Consider the following 19,431-nt stretch of genomic DNA (forward strand, 5'->3'; position numbering starts at 1 on the left):
ATGCCTGCCGGAGGCCCGCTTGACCCGCGCCCAGCGCATCCGAGGGCTGCTCGCCCTCGCCGTCGTCGCCCTGTCCCTGTACGTCGCCGTGACCGTGCCCGTCCACCTCGGGCTCGATCTGCGCGGCGGCACCCAGATCGTGCTCGAGACCCGCCCCACCGCCGCCGACGACGCCGGCGGAGACACCGTCGACCGCACCGTGGAGGTGCTGCGCGGCCGCGTCGACGCGCTCGGTGTCGCCGAACCCACCATCGTCCGCTCCGGCAGCGACCGGATCGTCGTCGAACTGCCCGGCGTGCAGGACCCGGCGGAAGCGGCGGAGGTGCTGGGCCGCACGGCTCGGCTCAGCTTCCACCACGTCCTCGGCACCGCCACCGACACCACGGCCGGACCGCTGCCCGACCGGTCCCGCCCGCACGTCCTGCGTGACGAGTCCGGACAGCCCCTGCGCCTGGACGCGGCCGCGCTGACCGGCAAGGACGTCGAGGAGGCCGCCGCCCGGTTCGACCCGCAGAGCGGCGCGGGCTGGCACGTCACCGTCGACTTCCAGGACACCGGCCGCGACCGCTGGGCCGGCCTGACCGGTGAGGCGGCCTGCCGGCCGGCGGGCGACCCGGCCCGCAGGGTGGCCATCGTCCTGGACGACAGGATCATCTCCTCGCCCCAGGTCGACCCCTCGGTCAGGTGCGGTGCGGGCATCAGCGGCGGCTCCACGCAGATCAACGGCGCCTTCGACGACGGCGAGGCCCGCGAACTCGCCCTGCTCGTCAACGGCGGCGCCCTCCCCGTACCGGTGGAGACCGTCGAACAGCGCACCGTCGGCCCCACCCTGGGCGCGCAGGCCATCACGGCCAGCGCCTGGGCCGCCGCCGTCGGCAGCACGCTGACCGCCCTGTTCGTCATCGTCGTCTACCGGCTCCTCGGTGCCCTCGCCGCCGTCGCCCTGGCCTGCTACGGCCTGATCTCCTACGCCGCCCTGGCCGCCCTCGGCGCCACCCTCACCCTGCCCGGACTCGCCGGGTTCGTCCTGGCCATCGGCATGGCGGTGGACGCCAACGTGCTCGTGTTCGAGCGCGCCCGGGAGGAGTACGCGGCCCACCACCGGCCCACCCCGCGCTCGGCCCTGGCCGCCGGATTCCGCAACGCCCTCAGCGCGATCGCCGACTCCAACATCACCACCCTCATCGCCGCCGGACTGCTGTTCCTGCTCGCCTCCGGACCCGTCCGCGGCTTCGGTGTCACCCTCGGCATCGGCGTCCTCGCCTCCATGGTCAGCGCCCTGGTCATCACCCGCGTGCTCGCCGACCTCGCCGTCGCCCGCCCCGGCCTGCGGCGCCGGCCCCGTCTCACGGGCATCGCGCACACCGGCGCCGTCCGCGACCGGCTCGCGCGCAGGAACCCGCAACTGATGCGGCACCCCCGCCGATGGCTGGCCGCCTCCGCCGCCGCACTCGTCCTCGCCGGAGCCGGCATCGCCCTGCGCGGCCTCGACTTCGGCATCGAGTTCACCGGCGGCCGTCAGGTCGAGTACGCCACCGCCACCCCCGTCGACCCCGACCGGGCCCGCGCCGCCCTCGCCGACGCCGGCTTCCCCCACGCCGTCGTACAGACCTCCGGCGAGAACCGGCTCACCGTCCGGACGGGCCAGTTGACCAACGCGCAGGCGAACGCCGTCGGCGCGGCCGTCGGCGATCTCACCAGCCGCGCGGACAAACTCCGCGACGAGACCATCGGCCCCAGCCTCGGCAGGGAACTGCGCCGGGGCGCGCTGATCGCCCTCGCCGTCGCCCTCTGCGCCCAACTCGTCTACCTCGCGGCCCGGTTCCGCCTGCTGCTCGGCACCGCCGCCGTCGCCGCCCTCGCCCACGACGTCGTGATCCTCGTCGGGGTCTTCGCCTGGCTCGGCAAACCCGTCGACGGCGTCTTCCTGGCCGCGCTCCTGACCGTCATCGGCTACTCCGTCAACGACTCCGTGGTCGTCTTCGACCGCCTCAGGGAACTGACCCGACACGCGGGCAAGGAGCGCGGAACCCTTTTCCGCAACAGCGCCGACCGGGCGCTGCGGCAGACCCTGCCCCGCACGGTCAACACCGGGACGGGCGCCGCGCTCATCCTCACCGCGCTGGCCGGGTTCGGCGGCGACTCCCTGACCGACTTCGCCCTGGCCCTGCTCATCGGCCTCGCGGTGGGAACGTACTCCTCCATGTTCACGGCGACGCCCCTGGCCGTCGTCCTCCATGAACGCCGCCGATGACGACCGTGGTGGTGACGCAGGTCACGGGAAGGCGGTGGGCGGTGCCGGACAGCTCATGGAGGTGAGCACTCACATGTGTACCCGGGTACGGGCCGGGGATCCGACCGCCTTCGCGGAGCTGTTCGTCCAGGACGCCGTGGACGCGGTCGGCCGCCCCGGCGTCGCGGTGGCCCGGCTGGACGAGACCAGCGGGCAGCGAGAGGAGTGGATCTTCGACAGGAAGACGTACGTCTTCCTCGGCGAGCGCACGGTCCAGGTGGAGAAGAGGACCGGCGAGGAGGCGCTGATCAAGCCCGGCACGGTCACCTCCACCAGCGCCGTCATCGAACGAGCGGTCGTCGACGCCATGAAGCAGACGCCCTGACAGGCACTCTGACGTCTCATCAGGCCCCCGCACCCCCGTCCTGGCCCGGGGGTGCGGCGGCCGGGTCAGATCTCTTGGGCCGGCCAGTCCAGCAGCCGGGCTCCGATCACGGCCGTCTGGAGCATGTAACGGTGCGCCGGATCGGCCGGGTTGGCGCCGGTGAGTTTGTGGATGCGTTCCAGACGGTAGGTCAGCGCGCGGACGCTGAGGGTGAGGCGGCGTGCGGCCTCGGCGGCGACGCAGCCGGAGTCGAAGTACGCGGTGAGGGTGTCGAGCAGGGGCTGGGGGCCGCCACGGGCCGTGGTGAGCGGTCCCAGTGTCACGACGACGAGGTCGGCCATGGCCTGCCGGTCGCGGGTGAGGACGGGGTAGACGAGGAGGTCGGCGGCGCGCAGCACCGGCTCCTCGAGCCCGAGGCGCTCGGCCAGTTCGAGGGCGTTGAGTGCCTCCTCGTAGGACTGGACGACGCCGCCGGGGCCCGGCTGGGGGCGGCCGATGGCGACCCGGCCGCCGTCGGTCGCGGCGTGCGCCTGCTTGGCGAAGTAGGTGAGGACCTCGTCCTGGTTGCCGGGGGCGATGCACAGCAGCCGGCCGTCCTTGGTGGTGAGCAGGACGCTGCGGTCGTCGAACCGGGAGATCAGCGCCCGCTCCACCTGCCGGGGCACCGGTGCGCCCTCGTCGTAGGCGGCGGGACCCTGCGCGACCGCAACGGCGTGCGCGTGGGAGAGACGCAGGCCGAAGCGTTCGGCGCGTTCGGCGAGGCGGCCGAGGTCGCTGCGGCCGTAGAGAAGGTCGTCGATGAACTCCCGGCGGGCGGCCTCTTCCTGGCGCACGGCGAGGAGTTGGGCGCGTTCGTAGCCTTCGGCGAAGGCGTCGACCGCCTGGTGCACGGCGGCGAGCGCGTCCTCGGCGGAGCCGGGCGTCCTCGGCCAGGCAGTGCGGGCGGCGGTCAGATGCGCGCTGACGAGGGCGCGCAGCCCGTGGCCCGCCTCGGCGGCCAACTCGCCCAGGGCACGGCGGGAAGCCAGCTCGTCCCGGGTGAGGCGACGCCCGGTGGCCGACACCTCGGCCAGGATCTCGGAGTAACCGGCCAGATACTGCTCGGGCACCGCCCGCTCCGTCACGTCGTCCCCCGGTTTTTTGGCGTGCCGTTGACGCTTTCCTGACGGCCACCGGCATGGAGACCCTAATCAACACTGCCGGGAACCGGCAATGCGCCCACCAGGCGTCGCGGTGCACCATGGCTCATGGGGAGCACGGCGGGTGATTCCGATGCCGGGCACCGGCAGGGGTCCGGCATCGGAGCCCGTACGGCCGTGCCCGGCGGAGCATCCGGTGATCCACGCCGCGGACGGAGAGGGGGACCGGGAGATGCGCACGTTTCTGGCAGCGGCCACGGGCCTGCCCACGATCCTGCTCACGGCAGCTCTCGTCGTGGTCGCCTGCTTCTGGCTCCTGGCCGCCGTGGGCGTCGCCGCCGTCGGCAGTTTCGACACGGACGTGGACCTGCGGGCGTGGCACATGGCCGGGGTGCCCGTGACGGTCGCCTTCTCCGTGCTGACGGTGCTCGCCTGGTCCCTGGGCGTCGGCGCGACGGTCGCGGTGGCTGTGTTCGTGCCGCCGGGACCGGTCACCGGGCTGCTGCTGCGCCCGGTCGTGGCCGGGGGAGCCGTCCTGGCCGCCTGGGCCACGACCCGCGTGCTCGTACGGCCGCTGCACCGCCTCTTCCCGGACGAACCCGTGCCGCCCGCGTCGGTGCCGCCCGTGTCGCCCGCGCTGCCCGTGCCGAGGGGGGCTCGCGCGCGCGACGGCTCCGGGCTACGCGTTGCCGGCGATCACCATCGGGGCGGGCCGCGGCCGCGTGACGCCGCGCCTCGGCAGCGAAGCCACGCCGTCTGAGCCACGGCGTCTGAGCCACTCCACCTGACCCACGCAGTCCGAGTCACGCCGCCGCCGGGTTCCCCCCTGCGACCTCTCTCCTGCTCCTGTTCAACTCCCTTACGCCTCGAGGACGTATGTCATGACTGCCATGGCTCACCGAGGCAGCGGACCGCGCCGCCGCGGTCGTACCCCGCCTGGGTCGGTGTGCTCACCTCTGGTGCAGTTGCTTCAGGGCGAGGGAGAGCCCGACACCCTTCGCGTGGTGCTTGAGCTGTCTGCGGTCGGGGTCGCGGTTGGTCTCGATCGTGAACCTTCCCTTCTCCCGGTAGTACCTTTCGGGTTCGAAGTCGAAGAGCATCACATCGTCGGCGGTCATCGGTCGCTCGGACGTCGTCCTGTCCGAGAACGTCAGCGCTCCTTTGAAGAACGCATCCGTCTCCGAGGTCACCCTGACCGTCAGGCCGCCCTTCACGGTGAGGCAGTAGTCGTACAACTCAGTCAGATCCTCGTCCGCCTGATTCCCCTGTCCGCGCTCCTTCTTGTGCCAGGACCGGGTCTGCAGTACCCAGAATTCGTCGGTCTCGGTTCGTGGCACGTCGACGGTGTAGGTTTCCTGCCGCGTGAACAGGCCGAAGGGCCCACTCCTGACCTGGCGGACGCGCTCCGACCGTTCGACGACCTGGCGGGTTCCGCGCGGCGCCCGGGTCTCCCGGGCCACCTTCTGCGCATAGCGCCGCAGCCGGTTCCAGTCCAGCTCGCTCTGTTCGTAGGCGACTCTGCTCGGTCTGCTCACGGCGCTTCCCTTCTCTCCCGGTTTCGAGGTGTCACGGTCACCAGCCACGCCGGGCGGCGTGTGCTCACGGCGGGCAGGAGTCGACGACCGTCAGGGACACGACTTCGGCGGCCGACACCCGCCGAGGGGTGGCGGAATCGTCCGTGAGGACGGTCAAGGTCCGCGACCCGGCGGTCAGTTCGCCGCAGAGGACGGATCCGGGCGTGACCACGACGACCCGGGGCCGCGAGTCCTGATTCCCGGTCGGGGTGTCGCGGTGGAGCCACCAGGACGTCAGCGTCATGGCGACGATCACGGGCAGGGCGACCAGCAGCGCGATCCTGGCCCTGCGGATGTCGGACCAGATCTTCGCCGCCGCAGCGGCCTTGTACCGGGCCAGGGTCCCGTAACGGCTACGCAGCCGGTCCCGGTCGACGGGCCCTGAACCACCCACCGCGGCAGCACGCGACGCGGCCCACAGACCGTAGAGCGCCACAGCGAAACCGAATCCCAGCACGGCCGTCACGACACCGCGCCAGAAGGGGCTCAGGTCGGCCATCCTGCCGGGCCCGCCCAGCATGAGCCCGGCGGCCATGACGGTGACCAGCAACCCCAGGCCGGTGCGCCACTGCTCCGCACTGGCCCGAGCCCGGTCGAGCGACTCCTCCGCGTACTCGTGCCAGGCCGCGTCCTCCGCGAGTTCGCGCTCGCTCGGCGGGGAGGACGGCTTGCGGAATCGCGCCTGGGGAGTCATGCGGTGGAGTTCCGGAGCACTTCGAGCGCGAACGTGATGCCGCACCCCGTCGGCACCTCCGCGGGCCGGTTCTTGTGCGCCGACTCGCAGTTGCACGTCACGTTGATGCGCGTGTACGGGTCCGGGGTGCCGGCCGTGTCGTCACCGAGCACGCCTGCCTCGCCGGCGGCCGTCAGGATCTCCTCGCGGAAGATGTCCCCCAGACAACGCGGGCAGGCACCGCTGACGACCACCCGGGTCACCGTGCCGTAGTCCTCCACGACCGCTGTCAACTCCGGGTCGTCCGCGCTGCACATGTCATAGGCGGCGTTCGTCCACCGGTATGCCAGTGGTTCGTCGAGCTCGTACTCCACATCCTGGTGGGCGCGGGGCGTCACTGCTGACCTCCGGGGGGCCGGTGCGTGCCGATGGGAATGAGAGGGGCCCAGTGGTGCATGGGGAGCGAGCGGTGCTCCCGTCGAGCGAGGAACCGACGGGTGGCCTGGTGCACGGCCGCCGCCATGGTGTTCTCCGGCAGGGCGTCCAGCACCATCTCCACGTAACGGGTAGCCGACACGGAGTCGCCCAGTTCCCCCACGGTGGCCAGCACTTCGTCGGAGCCTCCGGCCAGCGCGAGCGTGGCGACGCTGATCGGGTCGCTGGGCGCACGGCCCGGGTAGGCGCTGCCCCAGCAGGCTATGAGGGCGAGTCGCCGGGGCGGGCGTCGGCCGAGCAGGTCGCCGGGCAGGAGCCATGCGTCCTGGTCGAGTTCGAGATAGTGGCCCGTCTCGGCGCGCGGCCTGCCGTGCCCGGTCAGCACCATGAGTTCTCGTCCGTCACAGATCGCGCCGCGGGCCTCGGCCGCGGAGGACAGCCGACGGGGGTTCCATCGGCGGTCCTGGAACAGATTGAGCGGATGACACTTCACGAGCGGGCTGCGCCACACATCGACATCCAGAGGCGAGCCCCTGTGCGGCGTGCCGGGGTGCCGTGCGGCCAATTGCCGCTGGATCGTGAGCGAGGGGCAGACCACGAACCGCGCGACCTCGCCCAGGAGAAGCCCGCCTTCGAGGGGGAGCGCACCCCACGGCACCCGCCACAGCTCACCCGCCGGGATGAGCAGCAGGTCGTGCGGTCCCGATGACACGAGCGTCGCGACCAGAGACGGTGGGAGCAGCGTGGACAGCGGTCGCAGATCATCGGCCGTCAGCGCCTGGCGTTCAGCGTCCAGCTCATCGGACCTGAGCACGGACAACAGGTCCGTCGCGGCCGGTGCCAGCCGGAAGCTGCCCATGGCCGGGCGTTCCCCCGGGGCGCTCCACGACCAGCGCACCAGGTCCTCGTCCACCGGGTCGAGGAGGATCTGCAGCGCATGGCATCCGTCAGGCAGTGCCTCCAGGAGCGGGCCGCCCTCGTCGGCCGGGGGCAGGTACACGGCCGACAGGAGGTCGTCCAGCGACTTGCCGGCCGGGTGTTCGGCTCCCTGCCGGAGTTCGAACGCGCCCAGGCGGCGTATCCGGTTCTCCCGGCGGTCGTCGCCGAAGCGATCGTCGTCGGAGCGGGCGATCCGGCGGTGCGCCAGCAGTCCGTGGTCGGCCCTGGCCAGCAGTTCATGGAGCTGGTCCAGTGCGTCGCCGGCCATGGCGGTGCTGCTCGCCTCCAACAGGCCCGCCAGTCTGCGGCCGGCCAGGAAGTCGGCCACCACGGCGAAGGTCTCGGGTGATTCGTGCCTCTCCGCCGCCGCCAGCGATTCCCCGTACATGTCCCGGAAGCGTCGCCGGTACTCCTGCTGGAAGCGTTCCTCCTGGTGGTCGGCGCGGTAGGACTCGACCTCCACGACGGCCTCGCGCCAGGTCCGCAGCGCGTCTTCCACAGAGCCGCACTCTTCCTGTGCCTCCGCCAGCTTGCCCATGGCCTGGGACATGCCCAGCAGATCCCCGATCCCCCGGTACCGCTCCAGGGACTCGGTGAACAACTCCACCGCCTCGGCCCAGTTCCCCCGACCTCGTGCCGTCCTCGCCAGATCCTGCGCGGCGTGCGCCTGCGCACGCGGCAGTTCCGCGGAGACGGCGAGTTCCCGCGCCTTGTTGTACTCGTCCTCGGCGTCGTCGAACTGGCGGTCGTCCAGGTAGAGATCGCCGCGCAACGAGTGCACGTTGACCAGACCGTTCGGATTGCCCTCCTCCTGGAGGGCGGCCAACGCGAGGTCGAGCCACTCCCAGGCCTCGGAGTGCCTTCCGCGGCGGTGCAGCCAGCCGCCCAGCCGTTGGGCGGCGTTCGCCCGGCCCTGGGTCGACCGGACCGCCGAGAACGTGGCGAAGGCTTGCCTGCCGTGCTGTTCCATGCGGTCCAGCTCGCCGAGTCGCTCCGCGCACTCCGCGGCGCCCAGCAGCGCGTTGCCCTGGAACACCGGGTCGTCGAGGGCGTCGGCGATCTCCGCCGCCTCCCGGAACTGGTCCAGGGCGAGTTCCGCGGAGTGGTGCCACAGCGTCATGTAGGCCCAGTGAACCAGCGCCTGCATACGACCGAAGCGGTACATCGAGTCGCCGGCGACCGCCGTGGCCGTCTCGAAGTGCTCGGTGGCGGCTTCGATGTCGTTCCGGTCCCTGGCCATCGTCCCGAGCCCGATGTGGGCGTGCACGGTGGGCAGTCGCGGGTCGCTTCCGGTCTCCTCCTCGAGGAGGGCCTGGTACGCGGTCAGCGCCACGGAGAGCGAACCCGCACGCAGCGCGTTGTCGCCTTCGGTCTCCAAACGTAACTGCCGCGCCCAGGCTTCGGGCGTCAGGTCCGGGTTCCACGGGCCTGAGGGGGCTTCGGGGTCCAGCAGCATGCGGTAGCGGCTGCGTAAGGCGATCGGCGGGGGCACATCGATGCCCCGTACCAGCGCCTGCCTCTGCCCGGGGTCCGCGCTGTGCCAGGCGGCCAGGAGCACCTCGCATGCCGGATGGCCGGCGATGTCCGCGGTGTAGGAATCCCCCATCGGTGCCCCTCTCCCCGAAGGCCGAAGATATCCAGCCGCGATCACCCTCGCCACTCCCAGGACAGAGGACACTTTTTCTGACAAATTCCGGTCGGGAATGCTCGATTTCGCCCTCAGTCGAACAGCACCGCCAGCGTCTCCTCGCCGGCCCAGGATCCGCCACGCCGGAACCCGGACGGTCCGGCCCACCGGGCACGCCTCCGCCCCGTAGCTCCCGGACGGCAGCCCGGACGGCAGGTCGCTGCGCGCGTGCGTCAGCCGTGGGTGCCGCGCCGGGTCACCACCGGGCGGCGGGCCGGAGTCGATCAGCACCGCCGTGTTCTCTCCGGCCGCGGTGAACAGCAGGTCCACCGGGTGTCCGCCGACCACCGCAGCACGTTCCAGGTCGGTGATCCCGCGCCCGGTGAGGCACTCCTGGAGCCGGTCGGCGAGTTCCTCGCGGAAACCGGTCACCGAGGTGGCCGTCATCACCGGCCGTACAGAGCGAGCGCGCATGTCGCCGTGGCCGAGGTGAGGGTCCGCCCGCCATCGGCACTCCGCCTCTGCGCGCTTTCAGGAGCCGTCCTCAACAAGTCCGAACCCTTCAGGGAAGCCCTCCAGGAACGCGCGGCGCGAAAGATCGGCCTCCTTCGCAGCCATCGAACCGAGGAGGTCGATGAATTCGCTTCGCTGATCACTCGACAGCTGAGTCACCAGATGGGCGACACCCTCCAAGACCTTGACCGAGTCATCCGGATCCATCTGGAATCGGCGGCGGGGAGCAGCTTCTTGTTGGCTTCCCTGTTGTCGCCGAGGCCGCCCTGCAGGATCTTGGTGAGGGTGCTCTCTTTTGGTCAGCGGTTTGCAGGATGACACGGAAGCGTCTGTAGGCGTCTGCCTGCGGGAGCCCGCCCTCGTGGCCGAAGTCGCGCGGGACGGCCGGGACGCTGACGGCATCCGGTCCGGCGCCAGCGCCTCGTGAGCAGGGGCGGGACGGCTCGTCGTACGGCCCAATTCTGGCGTACAGGGATAACGGTCGTCCGAGCGTGGACATGATGCTCCTCGTCGCACTCGGGTGGATGCGGGGGCGTGAGCGAGGGAGGGGAACGGTGACCAACCGGATCATCCGACCGGCTACAAGGCGACGTACCGGCAGGAGACCGGTCGCATGGCGGACCGCATAGTGCAGTCGTGGGGTCCCTCAGGTGAGCCCCACGTCGGGCACAACGAACCGCTGCGGGACGCAGGCTCCATCGAGGGCTTCGTCGGGCTCCAAAGCTGCAGCCAACAGGCTGGTGTCGTGCCGGGCCAGGGGGGGTGCAGGAGTGGTGCTTGGCGCAGGAGAAAGACGCTCCTCAGGCCGTATGGCCCATACCCGTCATCGCGTGGATCGTAGACACCACCGGTGAAGCGCAGCCTGGGATCCCAGAAGCGCTCTGGCCGGAGAAGGACTGCAAGGGCCAGGAGATCGACTGCGACACCGGGATGAGCAGCGCGCGGACCGTCCTGATGTCCACCGTGCCGAGGATGGGCTGGCGGCGCGACTGCGGCTCCGATGTCGAACCGGAGCCCTGGGCCGTCCAGTAGCCGCGGCATTAGCCGGACACACTTGTATTCAGAGACCGGGCCGTCGTGATTCCGGGGTCCTGTGCCGGCAGTGCTCCACCCCTGGAAGGCTGACTAGGGCCTGTCCGATGGGTCGGTCGGGCGGTCCGCCGTGACCAGCCACGACGTGCTGAGCAGCCGGACTGTGCCGTCCGCCATCTCCTGGGCGCGCAGATGGTCCGTCAGGGTGCGGCGGGCGCGGGATCGCGTGGCCGCGTCGGCCTGGTCCATCAGGTGACGGCCGGGGCCGGTGCCAAGCAGGAACGCCGCCGCGTCCTCGGCTCCGTGTCCCCATGTCCCGTACGCCTGCGCCTGGTTGATGCTGATGCTCGTGAATCCGGCCGCGGCGAGCACTTCGCGGATGCGGTCCGGGGCAGCTAGGGAGAACATGCCGGGCAGCCCCGGCCGTCCGAAGTCGCCGACGGGCAGGAACTCGCGCAGTGACGCCATCGCCGCAACCCAGCCGTTGAGTGTGGCATCGGCCGGGCAGACGAACGCCAGGTGCCCGCCGGGCCGCAGTGCCCGGCCAACGTTAGCGAAGGCTGCTGCCGGGTCGGCGAAGAACATCACCCCATAGCGGCTGACCGCAGCGTCGAACGAGCCCTCCTCGAAGGGGTACACCTGGGTGTCGCCTTGCACGAAGGAGGCGTTCGTGATGCCTTCCCGCTCCGCGCGGGCCCGCGCCTCGGTCAGCATCGGGCCGGAAAGGTCGAGGCCAAGCGCGTGCCCTCGGGGCACTCTGAGCGCGGCGAGGTGCGTGGTCTGCCCGGAGCCACAACCAAGGTCGAGGACCCGGTGGTCCCCGGCGATCCCGGCGGCATCGAGCAGTGGCTCGTTGAAGCCCTCGTTCACGGCGTTCCAGCGGTCCTGGTTCCGGGCCCAGTGGGAGCCTTCTGGGCCGTTCCATGCCTGTGCCTGCTCGGTGTTGACAACGTCCGGCACGGGGGGCCTCCTGTGGGAAACGGTGGATTGTGGGTCCATGACGCGGTACATGCCGGTCGAGTCGTGCGTGGCGGTGTCGGCGAAGCCGAACTTCTCGTAGAGGAAGCGGGCGGGGCCGTCCGCGATCAGGGAGACGTATGCGGTGGCGGGCGCCCGGCGCTCCAGCTCGGCGGTGAGCGCGGCCATGATGCGCCTGCCCAGTCCGCGTCCTTGGTGAGCGGGGTGTACGCACATGTCGACGATCTGGAACGCGGTACCGCCGTCACCGATGACCCGCCCCATGCCGACGGGCTCCCCCTCGTGCTGAAGGACCACCCCGTGCCATGTGTGGGGGAGGGCGAGCGCCACCGCTTCGGGGGCCTTGTCCGAGAGGCCGGCATCGGTGCGCAGACGGCGGAACACCTCGACGGAGGGCACCCCCACGGTCAACTCGTACGGGTCGTTCAAGCTCCACTTCCGATCGTGCGATGTGCGCGGTAACGACCCGCTCCGGTGCTCGGCTCGCTGGTCAGTGTCCTGTTTCGGCGTGGTCGCCGTGGTCGCTGAGCTGCGCTTCGAACCAGTCGTGCAGCGCGTCGACGAGGACCGGCTCGGCCGTGGTGTAGGTGAGGGTGGCCCCGTCGGGTCGTTCCCGGTAGCGCACTTCGATGCGCTCGTAACCGTGTTCCAGTTCCGCCAGGCCCGGCATGCGGTCGCCGTGGATCTGGGCGGGGTCGCCGAAGTCGCCCCGGCCGAACGCTGTGGCCTCCTCTTGGAGGTGGGTGCGTATGAGGCCGATCTGCTTCGTGTCGTCGGGCTGGTCGGCGACGACGTCCTGGACCCCGCCCGTCTTGGTGGGTGTGAAGTGGTGGGTGGTCTGTTCGAGGTCGAAGGGCATCACGGTCTGACCGCGTTCGGCCACCGTTTCCTGCCTGTCGGTTCGCCCGTCGTCACTCTTCTCCTGCGGGTTCCCGATCAGCAGGACTGCGGCCAGTGCCGCGCCGACACTCCCTGCGGCGATGCCGGCCGTCCAGAGTCGGCGCTTGCTGTCGTTCATCCAGTGCCTCCGTTGCGCAGTTCGAGGCGTGCGCTACGCCCGCTCGTTTCGGGTGGGTCGCTTCCATCGCGTGGCCGACGCCTGGTGGGTGGCACGGGCTTACTCGTTCTTGGACGGAATCAGCCACAGGGCGATGACGGCGGACAGCGCGGCCACACCCGTGGCCACGAGGAACGCGTCATCGAAGCCGGAGGCGGCGCTCGCGCCGGTGGGGACGGCAATGCTCGCGGCCGCGGCGCTGGAGACGGCCGCGGCGCCGACCGAGGCGCCGAATTCGTGGAAGGTGCTGACGATCCCGGAGGCCACGCCGGCCTCGTGGGGGGCGACGCTGCTGAGCGCGGTGGCCGCGGCGACGACGAACAGCGCGCCCAGTCCCGCCGCGGCGAGGCTCACACCGGTGACCGTGGCGGCGGTTCCGGAGCAGAGCACCGGCACGAGAAAGCCGGCGGCTGCGACGGCCAGGGCGACCGCGGCCAGCAGCCGTGCTCCCAGGCGGCCGATCACGCGGCCGGCGGCGGTAGCGGCGGCCATCGTCACCAGCGCCACCGGCAGGAACAGCACGCCGGTCGTCAGGGCGCCGTGGCCCTGATGGTTCTGGAGGTAGAACGAGCCGAGGAAGAAGGCCCCCACCATCAGCGCCGTGGTGACAGCGATTACGAAGGTGCCCGCCACCACCTGGCGCCGGCCGAGCAGACGGAGGTCCATCAGAGGTGCCGTCGCCCGGCGCTGCCACGCTGCGAAGGCGGCGTAGGCAGCTGCCGAGAAGGCGACCGGAACGACGGTGACAGCGTCGAGCCAGCCGTGGTCGCCGGCCCGGATCAGGGCGTAGATGAGGGCGCCGGTCGCCGCGGCGACGAGGGCGGCCCCGGGCACATCGAGGGAACCGGTGGCCGCGCGGGGCAGACTCGGCAGGATCCGGGCGAGCGAGACGAGGACGACCAGGCCAACGGGGACGTTGACGAAGAAGACCCAGGCCCAGCCCGGACCTGCCGTGATCAGCCCGCCCAGCAGTACACCGAGGGCGGCGCCTCCGCCGCCGAGCGCCGACCAGATGCCCAGCGCGCGGTTGCGCTCGTCGCCGTCGAACAGCCGCACCACCACAGACAGGGCGGCGGGCGAGAGCATCGCGGCGCCCACCCCCTGGGCTATCCGTGCACCGAGCAGCAGCAGGGCGCCGGTGGCCAGTCCGGCGGCCAGCGACGCGGCGGTGAACACGGCAAGCCCGGCCAGGACGACCCGCTTGGCGCCGAACAGATCGGCCGCCCGGCCGCCGAGCAGCATCAGACTCCCGAACGTGAGCGCGTAGCCGCTGACCACCCAGGTCAGTGCGGCGCGGCCGAGGTCCAGTTCGGCGCCCATGTGGGGCAGTGCGATCGCGACCACGGTGATGTCGAGGATCAGCATCAGCTGGGCCAGCCCGAGCAGTCCCAGGGCCGTCCAGCGCAGCGGATGCGGTGCATCCGGTGCGTGTGTGGTGGTGGTTTCCGTGTCGCTCATGACCCTCACCCCTCCTCGTTAAGTCGTACAAGGGTGTTCACGTTATACGTCCCGGGGGTGTAAGCCAAACAGGTCTGTACGACTTGCTGGGGTAGTGTGGGTGCATGGGCAGCAAGAACTCCACGGCCACCAAGCGCGCCGACGCTCTGCGCAGCATCGACGCGATCGTGCAGGCCGCCGCTGAATGCCTCGGACGTAACCCGGAGGCGAGCATGAGCGAGATCGCGCGCGTCGCGGGTGTGGGCCGGGTGACGCTGTATGCGCACTTCACCTCCCGGGCAGAGGTCGTCGACGCGGCGATGAGCCGCGCCATCGACCGGGGCAACGAGGCACTGGACGCGGTCGATCTGACCGGTGACCCGCTGCTTGCCCTCGCGCGTTACGTCGAGGCCGGCTGGCATCTGGTGGACCAGGCGCGAGCACTGCTCGTCGCCGCCCAGAAGGAACTCTCCGCCGGACGCATCCGCGAACTGCATGCCGGGCCCGCCGCCCGGGTCGAGACACTGGTCGCCCGAGGCCGCGCCGAGGACGTCTTCCGCACAGACCTGCCGATCGCGTGGCTGGTCAATGTCCTGCACACGATCATGCACAGCGCCGCGGAGGAGATCCGCGCCGGCCGTCTCACCTCCGACCGCGCCGCCCACCACATCACCGCCACGGTGCTCGCCGCCTTCACGCCACCAGGCAAGCCGGTACCCGAAACCGGAGGCGCGGCGTAACACCGACAGCCCACGACGAAGAGCTAGCCACGGGAGGGGCCGCCAGGTGGCCGAGGCGGGGCGACACGGGCGAATTGGGCCTGCTCGGCATGTGGGATGTCATGGCGATGAGTCCGTGTCCGCCAGCAAGCCAGGCGTGCGCGCGGGTCCCTCAACCTCACGCACTTGCGGGTGTATCCGTACGATGGCGGGCATGACCAGCAGCACCCGATCGAGCCGCCGCCCCGCTGGGCCGCTGTTCGCGCTGCTGGTGCTGACCGTGCTGGCCGGGATCCTCGGCATGCACGCACTGGCTCCCAGCGGCGCGCCGACACCCGAACACGCCATGACCATGGCCCATGCTCCTGCCGCGGAGCAGGCCAGCGCGGCATGCTCGCACACCGACGGCGGCTCCGGGCACCTCGCACACGCCGACGGAACGTGCGCGGCGGCCGGTATCGGCTCCGCATACGCGCCGCCCGCGCTGGCCGGCGCCCTGCCCGACGCCTTGGCCACTGCCGGTGTTCCGATCACCGAGCCGGCGTCGGCCGTGCAGGGCCGGGCGCCGCCTGACCTCTCCGAACTGCAACTCCTGCGGATATAGAGCGGCCCGTACGGCACCCCCAACATGCCCCGTCCGGGGCGGGTGCCGTCTTCTGCCTGCTCTCATCCGCTGATTCCGCGTGCCCCGAGACGGGCGCGCGTCAAGGAGTTGCACCACCATGATCCGCAAGCGTTCCCTGATCCGCCGCGGCGCCGCCGTGGCCGTCGCCGGCACGGCCGCTCTCGTCCTGGCCGCGTGCGGCGGCAGCGGCGACAGCACGGCCGGGCACAACGGCCACACCGCGACCTCGGCGTCCGCATCGGCCTCCGCCTCGCAGGGCCAGCACAACGCCGCCGACACCGCCTTCGCCCAGGGGATGATCCCCCACCACCGTCAGGCAGTGGAGATGGCCGACCTCGCCCCGTCTCGTGCCGAGTCGGCCGAGGTGAAGAAGCTCGCCGAACAGATCAAGAAGGCCCAGGACCCGGAGATCAAGGCCCTGTCCGGGTGGCTGACCTCCTGGGGCGAGGAAGTGCCGGCAGAGGGCGCCATGTACCACTCCGCTCATGGCGCGGGCGGGATGATGACGGCCGAGGAGATGGACCAGCTGGAGAAGGCGTCCGGCTCGGCGTTCGACACCGCCTTCATGGAGTTGATGATCAAGCATCACGAAGGCGCGGTGGCGATGGCCAAGACGGAGAAGGCCGAAGGCGCCTTCCCCGGCGCCAAGAAGATGGCCGACGCCATCATCACCTCGCAGACCACCGAGATCACCCAGATGAACGACCTCCTCGGCAAGAGCTGACCATTGGGCAGTGGGGCGTGTCGGGCTGGCGCGGTGTGCACGCCCCCACTGCTTGTCCCGCTCCACCGCTCACCCCTCGCGGAATACCCCCCAGGGGTATATCGTTTGTGTTGTGGGACACGGGATCGAGCCACTCTGGACGGGAATGGGGATGACGGTCATGGACCACACCGCACACCACAGCGGCACTACTCACGACCACACCGCACACCAGGCGGCCAGTGGTCAGGACGGGCATGGGGGTGCTTCCTGGGGAACGGCGGCGAAGGCGACGCTGCACTGCCTGACCGGATGCGCGATCGGCGAGATCCTCGGCATGGTCATCGGCACCGCCCTGCTGTGGGGCAACGTGCCGACCATGGTCCTGGCGATCACCCTGGCGTTCGTCTTCGGCTACTCCTTCACCCTGTTCGCCCTCCGCAGGGTGGGCCTGGACTTCAAGAGCGCCGTCAAGGTGGCGCTGGCCGCGGACACCGTCTCCATCGCGATCATGGAACTCGTAGACAACGGCGTCATCGCCCTCAGCGGCGCCATGGACGCCCACCTGTCCGACGCCCTGTTCTGGACCGCGCTGCTCGGCGGCTTCGCCGTCGCGTTCGTGATCACGACCCCGGTCAACAAATGGATGATCGGCCGCGGCAAGGGCCACGCCGTCGTCCACGCCTACCACTGACCTCCCACCCCGTAAAACCTGCGTCCTCCATGGCGTTGAGCAGCAGCGTGCGGTGGTGGCCGCGCGATCGCTGAGGTTCGGGGCGTGAGTGAAGCAGGCGCCGTCGCTCTGTTCGGGGGAGGCGTTGGCGTGGGCGCCGAGGTCGAGTTCGTGGCCGTCCTGGTCGACGAGGGTGACGTCCACGGCCGCGCCCGCGGAGTGGGGCGCGATCTCCGGCGACACGTACCGGCTGGCGGCCTGGTGCAGCTGCTCAGCTGTCCAGCCAGGGTGAGCGGCGGCCAGCTCGTCCCGGTACTCGGTGAAGTAGCGCCGCTGTAGGGCCAGTGGCCGGTAACCCTCGATGAACAGCAGGTCGGTGCCGGCGGGCAGGAGCGAGCGGGCGTGCTCCAGCCGGGCGAGGACGCCCTCGCGGATGTGGGCGAACGCGTCCAGCGGATCTTGCTTGCGGGGATCGACGCGGAAGCTGTGGTCACGCACGTCGACGAGCGGCTCCCCGCACTCGCGCACCGGGATCGCGGCGACCCGCGGATCGGACATCTACACCAGAGGGTTCATCGCTTCTCCCCGTGACGGCTTGCACTGCGGTGGCGGGATGGACGAGGCAGACGTCAGGTCGGTCTCGCGCAGGATGCGCGCGGCGGTGTCCTGCAGCGTGCTGTCGGCCGGGATCACGGTCTCCAGACCGCCGGGCAGCCGATCCAGCTCGCGGTACCAGGAGGCGAGGTGGCTGTCGGCTGTCGGTGACCTGGGCCAGGTACGCGACATCCGGCTTCGACGCGTGCCGGACAAATGTCGTCTCCAGCGGCACGTCCAGGTAGTAGCAGCAGGAGACGCCGCGGTGGTCCCGTACCAGAGACGTGATCAGGTGACCGTAGCGATCGGTGTACAGAATCCCTTCGAGCACCACATGAAAGCCGGCGTTCAGTGCTTCGCGTGCGGTTCTGCCCAGCAGGGCGCTGTTGGCGCCGCGCGCAGTGTCGTGTTTCCCTGAGCATGTTCCTGCGGATCACGTCCTGGCCCACGATCGCGATACCGCGACCGTAGTGATCCCGCAGACCCTGGGCCACACTCGATTTGCCTGATGCCGAGTTGCCGCGGATCACCACGAGGCGGGTGTCCTCACGGCCGACCGCGGTTGCAGTGGACACACGACGGTGTGCGCCGCTCGGTGTGCCGGTCATGCGGGCCAGCCCGTCTCGCTGTACAGGTCCCCGTTCTGGATCTTTGTGATGGCCTGGCGGGTGTAGGGGACGAGGCCGTCGGGGAGCGCGGCGGGGTCCCAGAATTTCCACTGGGTGCACTTGTCCGGCTCGCGCAGTTCCGGCTCGCCGCTCCAGGCGCGGGCGCGGAAGAACAGGCCCATGCGGGGCCGGTCCCCGGCCTTGTCGATGTGGTGGATGACGTGGACGAGTTCGACGTCCTGGCGCTCGATGTGCAGGCCGGCTTCCTCCCGTGCCTCCCTGATCAAGCAGGTGACGGCGTTCTCTTGCTCGCAGTGGCCAGCCAGGACATGCCAGGTCGACGGCGCGAACGCGGAGTTCGGGTGGCGCAGCCCGAGCAGCACCGTCCCGTCGGACCGTTCCAGGTAGAGGTGGACGCCGATGACGTTGAGGACCGTGCCATGCGGCGAAGCTCGGCGCTCCTCCTGCAGTGCGAGACCACTCTGTGGCGCGGTGCCGGCGGGGTGGCTGGCGGCGTGGCGCCGTACGAGGTCGCTGGTGGTGTCCGCGATACGGAGGCGGTGGAGGTCTTCGGGGGTGAACCAGGCCAGCATCACCCCCTCCGTCAGGCGGAGTTCGCGGGGGTCCCCGTTCCAGCGGCCGGCGTAGATGGCGATGGGCACGGTCGCGCCGGCGTCGTTGGAGGCGTACTCGGTGCCGAACGGGGTCAGGTCGCCGAGGTCGAGGCCGGCTTCCTCTGCCAGTTCGCGCCGCACGGTGTGTTCCAGGGTGGCGTCCTGGGGCTCTCGGCCGCCGCCCAGCAGTGACCACATGCCCGGCTCCCAGATCTTGCCGGGGAAGTAATCGCGCAGGTGGAGCAGGTACTCGCCGCGGTCGTTGCAGATCAGGGCGGAGGCGTTGGCTGTCTCCGGTTCGGCTGCCGGCGGGAGCTTGAGCAGCTTCTCGCGCAGGGAGGGGGAGGTCACACGGTCCACGGGACGCCACTCGATGCCGCCGACCTCTTCTTCCTGCAGCATCACTGGCGCCTCGTTCTCGGTGTCCAGGCGGAAGAGGAACCGGAGGTCGAAGTGCTGGTGGCCGGGTTCGCCTTTGCCCGGGTGGGCGTCGATGTCGTGGATGTCGATGTCGAACGGCACAGTCTCGTAGCCGGGCCACGGAGTGACGGCCTGGGGCGGGATCCCGGTCTCCTCGTGCAGCTCTCGCAGCGCCGCTGCTGCCAGGGACTCATCAGAGGGCTCGGCGTGTCCGCCGGGGGCGAGAACCTTCCCGCTCGCCAGGTGCAGCGCGTGCAGGACGCGGCCGAGCGGGTCGACGACGATCGCGCCGCAGGTGACGTGTCCGGTGAAGGTGGAGCGGCTGGCGATGTCGTCGCGGGTCCGGTCGAGGACATCCAGGAGGGCGCCGAGCTGCTCGCGCTCGTGAGGGTGACGAGCGAGGTAGGCGTCGACGGTGGTGCGGATGCGGTCGTGCGACAACGGCATGGGGCT

19 protein-coding genes and 2 pseudogenes are annotated in these 19,431 nt (G+C 70.8%); 10 read left to right on the forward strand and 11 right to left on the reverse strand.

All coding sequences use genetic code 11. The annotated features are described in order from the left end of the window. Positions 1–19 precede the first annotated feature (19 nt). Positions 20–2,254: a protein translocase subunit SecD gene (secD, locus tag ACFWJX_RS25770; RefSeq protein ID WP_383247570.1), complete on the forward strand. Its 2,235-nt coding sequence runs from the start codon at positions 20–22 to the stop codon at positions 2,252–2,254. Between the two features lie 124 nt (positions 2,255–2,378). Next, a pseudogene (locus tag ACFWJX_RS25775) lies at positions 2,379–2,618 on the forward strand (hypothetical protein); the annotation flags it as partial. A 65-nt stretch (positions 2,619–2,683) separates the two neighbouring features. Here the strand turns inward: ACFWJX_RS25775 and ACFWJX_RS25780 are convergent. After that, positions 2,684–3,742, reverse strand: coding sequence for a PucR family transcriptional regulator (locus ACFWJX_RS25780; protein WP_383247573.1), 1,059 nt, complete (start codon positions 3,740–3,742; stop codon positions 2,684–2,686). Positions 3,743–3,989: 247 nt separating this feature from the next. Here ACFWJX_RS25780 and ACFWJX_RS25785 point away from each other — a divergent pair, with 247 nt between their 5' ends. Beyond that, on the forward strand, positions 3,990–4,517 hold the full coding sequence (locus ACFWJX_RS25785; protein WP_383247576.1) for a hypothetical protein: 528 nt from the start codon (positions 3,990–3,992) through the stop codon (positions 4,515–4,517). Positions 4,518–4,707: 190 nt separating this feature from the next. On the opposite strand, the gene ACFWJX_RS25790 is transcribed toward ACFWJX_RS25785, so the two are convergent. The 4 genes from ACFWJX_RS25790 to ACFWJX_RS25805 all read right to left on the reverse strand — a co-directional run bounded on the left by ACFWJX_RS25790 (position 4,708) and on the right by ACFWJX_RS25805 (position 8,984). Beyond that, complete coding sequence (locus tag ACFWJX_RS25790; RefSeq protein ID WP_383247579.1) at positions 4,708–5,292, reverse strand: hypothetical protein; 585 nt, start codon at positions 5,290–5,292, stop codon at positions 4,708–4,710. A 64-nt stretch (positions 5,293–5,356) separates the two neighbouring features. Continuing rightward, positions 5,357–6,025, reverse strand: a complete 669-nt coding sequence (locus ACFWJX_RS25795) for a hypothetical protein (RefSeq protein WP_383247582.1) — start codon at positions 6,023–6,025, stop codon at positions 5,357–5,359. Next, positions 6,022–6,402: a hypothetical protein gene (locus tag ACFWJX_RS25800; RefSeq protein WP_383247585.1), complete on the reverse strand. Its 381-nt coding sequence runs from the start codon at positions 6,400–6,402 to the stop codon at positions 6,022–6,024. Before ACFWJX_RS25800 ends, ACFWJX_RS25795 begins: the two co-directional genes overlap by 4 nt. After that, positions 6,399–8,984, reverse strand: a complete 2,586-nt coding sequence (locus ACFWJX_RS25805) for a tetratricopeptide repeat protein (protein ID WP_383247588.1) — start codon at positions 8,982–8,984, stop codon at positions 6,399–6,401. The genes ACFWJX_RS25800 and ACFWJX_RS25805 overlap by 4 nt, the downstream gene beginning before the upstream one ends. A gap of 249 nt (positions 8,985–9,233) precedes the next feature. Between ACFWJX_RS25805 and ACFWJX_RS25810 the strand changes: the two genes are divergently transcribed. Then, complete coding sequence (locus tag ACFWJX_RS25810) at positions 9,234–9,836, forward strand: hypothetical protein (RefSeq protein ID WP_383247591.1); 603 nt, start codon at positions 9,234–9,236, stop codon at positions 9,834–9,836. Positions 9,837–10,295: 459 nt separating this feature from the next. Then, positions 10,296–10,550 carry a hypothetical protein gene (locus tag ACFWJX_RS25815; RefSeq protein ID WP_383247594.1) on the forward strand — a complete coding sequence of 85 codons (255 nt, stop codon included), beginning with the start codon at positions 10,296–10,298 and terminating at the stop codon, positions 10,548–10,550. A 93-nt stretch (positions 10,551–10,643) separates the two neighbouring features. Here the strand turns inward: ACFWJX_RS25815 and ACFWJX_RS25820 are convergent, their stop codons facing one another. The 4 genes and pseudogenes from ACFWJX_RS25820 to ACFWJX_RS25835 form a co-directional block, all read right to left on the reverse strand. After that, entirely contained in the window at positions 10,644–11,510 is an 867-nt protein-coding gene (locus tag ACFWJX_RS25820) for a class I SAM-dependent methyltransferase (protein WP_383247734.1), read from the reverse strand. Between the two features lie 36 nt (positions 11,511–11,546). Beyond that, positions 11,547–11,957, reverse strand: a pseudogene (locus ACFWJX_RS25825) (GNAT family N-acetyltransferase); the annotation flags it as partial. Between the two features lie 61 nt (positions 11,958–12,018). After that, the gene (locus ACFWJX_RS25830; RefSeq protein WP_383247597.1) at positions 12,019–12,546 is read right to left on the reverse strand and encodes an aspartate carbamoyltransferase; all 528 of its coding nucleotides are present in this window, start codon (positions 12,544–12,546) and stop codon (positions 12,019–12,021) included. Between the two features lie 99 nt (positions 12,547–12,645). After that, positions 12,646–14,043 (reverse strand): MFS transporter, encoded by a 1,398-nt coding sequence (locus ACFWJX_RS25835; RefSeq protein ID WP_383247599.1) that lies wholly within the window; start codon positions 14,041–14,043, stop codon positions 12,646–12,648. A gap of 104 nt (positions 14,044–14,147) precedes the next feature. Here ACFWJX_RS25835 and ACFWJX_RS25840 point away from each other — a divergent pair, with 104 nt between their 5' ends. From ACFWJX_RS25840 to ACFWJX_RS25860, 5 genes are all read left to right on the forward strand, one after another. Then, a complete protein-coding gene (locus ACFWJX_RS25840; protein ID WP_383247602.1) occupies positions 14,148–14,762 on the forward strand; it encodes a TetR/AcrR family transcriptional regulator in 615 nt (204 codons plus the stop codon). 193 nt (positions 14,763–14,955) lie between these two features. Beyond that, entirely contained in the window at positions 14,956–15,345 is a 390-nt protein-coding gene (locus ACFWJX_RS25845) for a DUF6153 family protein (protein WP_383247605.1), read from the forward strand. Between the two features lie 118 nt (positions 15,346–15,463). Beyond that, positions 15,464–16,090 carry a DUF305 domain-containing protein gene (locus ACFWJX_RS25850; RefSeq protein ID WP_383247608.1) on the forward strand — a complete coding sequence of 209 codons (627 nt, stop codon included), beginning with the start codon at positions 15,464–15,466 and terminating at the stop codon, positions 16,088–16,090. Between the two features lie 160 nt (positions 16,091–16,250). Continuing rightward, a complete protein-coding gene (locus ACFWJX_RS25855; RefSeq protein WP_383247611.1) occupies positions 16,251–16,763 on the forward strand; it encodes a DUF4396 domain-containing protein in 513 nt (170 codons plus the stop codon). An 84-nt stretch (positions 16,764–16,847) separates the two neighbouring features. Next, positions 16,848–17,081: a hypothetical protein gene (locus ACFWJX_RS25860; protein ID WP_383247614.1), complete on the forward strand. Its 234-nt coding sequence runs from the start codon at positions 16,848–16,850 to the stop codon at positions 17,079–17,081. Between the two features lie 219 nt (positions 17,082–17,300). On the opposite strand, the gene ACFWJX_RS25865 is transcribed toward ACFWJX_RS25860, so the two are convergent. Continuing rightward, positions 17,301–17,528 carry a hypothetical protein gene (locus tag ACFWJX_RS25865; RefSeq protein WP_383247617.1) on the reverse strand — a complete coding sequence of 76 codons (228 nt, stop codon included), beginning with the start codon at positions 17,526–17,528 and terminating at the stop codon, positions 17,301–17,303. A 412-nt stretch (positions 17,529–17,940) separates the two neighbouring features. Beyond that, positions 17,941–19,425, reverse strand: a complete 1,485-nt coding sequence (locus tag ACFWJX_RS25870) for an NUDIX domain-containing protein (RefSeq protein ID WP_383247620.1) — start codon at positions 19,423–19,425, stop codon at positions 17,941–17,943. Positions 19,426–19,431: the final 6 nt, after the last annotated feature.

The organism is Streptomyces sp. NPDC058335, assembly GCF_042723915.1.
Taxonomy (GTDB): domain Bacteria; phylum Actinomycetota; class Actinomycetes; order Streptomycetales; family Streptomycetaceae; genus Streptomyces.

Bases quoted from the DNA above. Each gene is read 5' to 3' on its own strand.
- ACFWJX_RS25855 (WP_383247611.1), top strand. From the start codon at position 16,251: ATGGACCACACCGCACACCACAGCGGCACTACTCACGACCACACCGCA.
- ACFWJX_RS25795 (WP_383247582.1), bottom strand. From the start codon at position 6,025: ATGACTCCCCAGGCGCGATTCCGCAAGCCGTCCTCCCCGCCGAGCGAG.
- ACFWJX_RS25870 (WP_383247620.1), bottom strand. From the start codon at position 19,425: ATGCCGTTGTCGCACGACCGCATCCGCACCACCGTCGACGCCTACCTC.
- ACFWJX_RS25830 (WP_383247597.1), bottom strand. From the start codon at position 12,546: ATGAACGACAGCAAGCGCCGACTCTGGACGGCCGGCATCGCCGCAGGG.
- ACFWJX_RS25845 (WP_383247605.1), top strand. From the start codon at position 14,956: ATGACCAGCAGCACCCGATCGAGCCGCCGCCCCGCTGGGCCGCTGTTC.
- ACFWJX_RS25850 (WP_383247608.1), top strand. From the start codon at position 15,464: ATGATCCGCAAGCGTTCCCTGATCCGCCGCGGCGCCGCCGTGGCCGTC.
- ACFWJX_RS25840 (WP_383247602.1), top strand. From the start codon at position 14,148: ATGGGCAGCAAGAACTCCACGGCCACCAAGCGCGCCGACGCTCTGCGC.
- ACFWJX_RS25835 (WP_383247599.1), bottom strand. From the start codon at position 14,043: ATGAGCGACACGGAAACCACCACCACACACGCACCGGATGCACCGCAT.
- ACFWJX_RS25865 (WP_383247617.1), bottom strand. From the start codon at position 17,528: ATGTCGCGTACCTGGCCCAGGTCACCGACAGCCGACAGCCACCTCGCC.
- ACFWJX_RS25805 (WP_383247588.1), bottom strand. From the start codon at position 8,984: ATGGGGGATTCCTACACCGCGGACATCGCCGGCCATCCGGCATGCGAG.
- ACFWJX_RS25785 (WP_383247576.1), top strand. From the start codon at position 3,990: ATGCGCACGTTTCTGGCAGCGGCCACGGGCCTGCCCACGATCCTGCTC.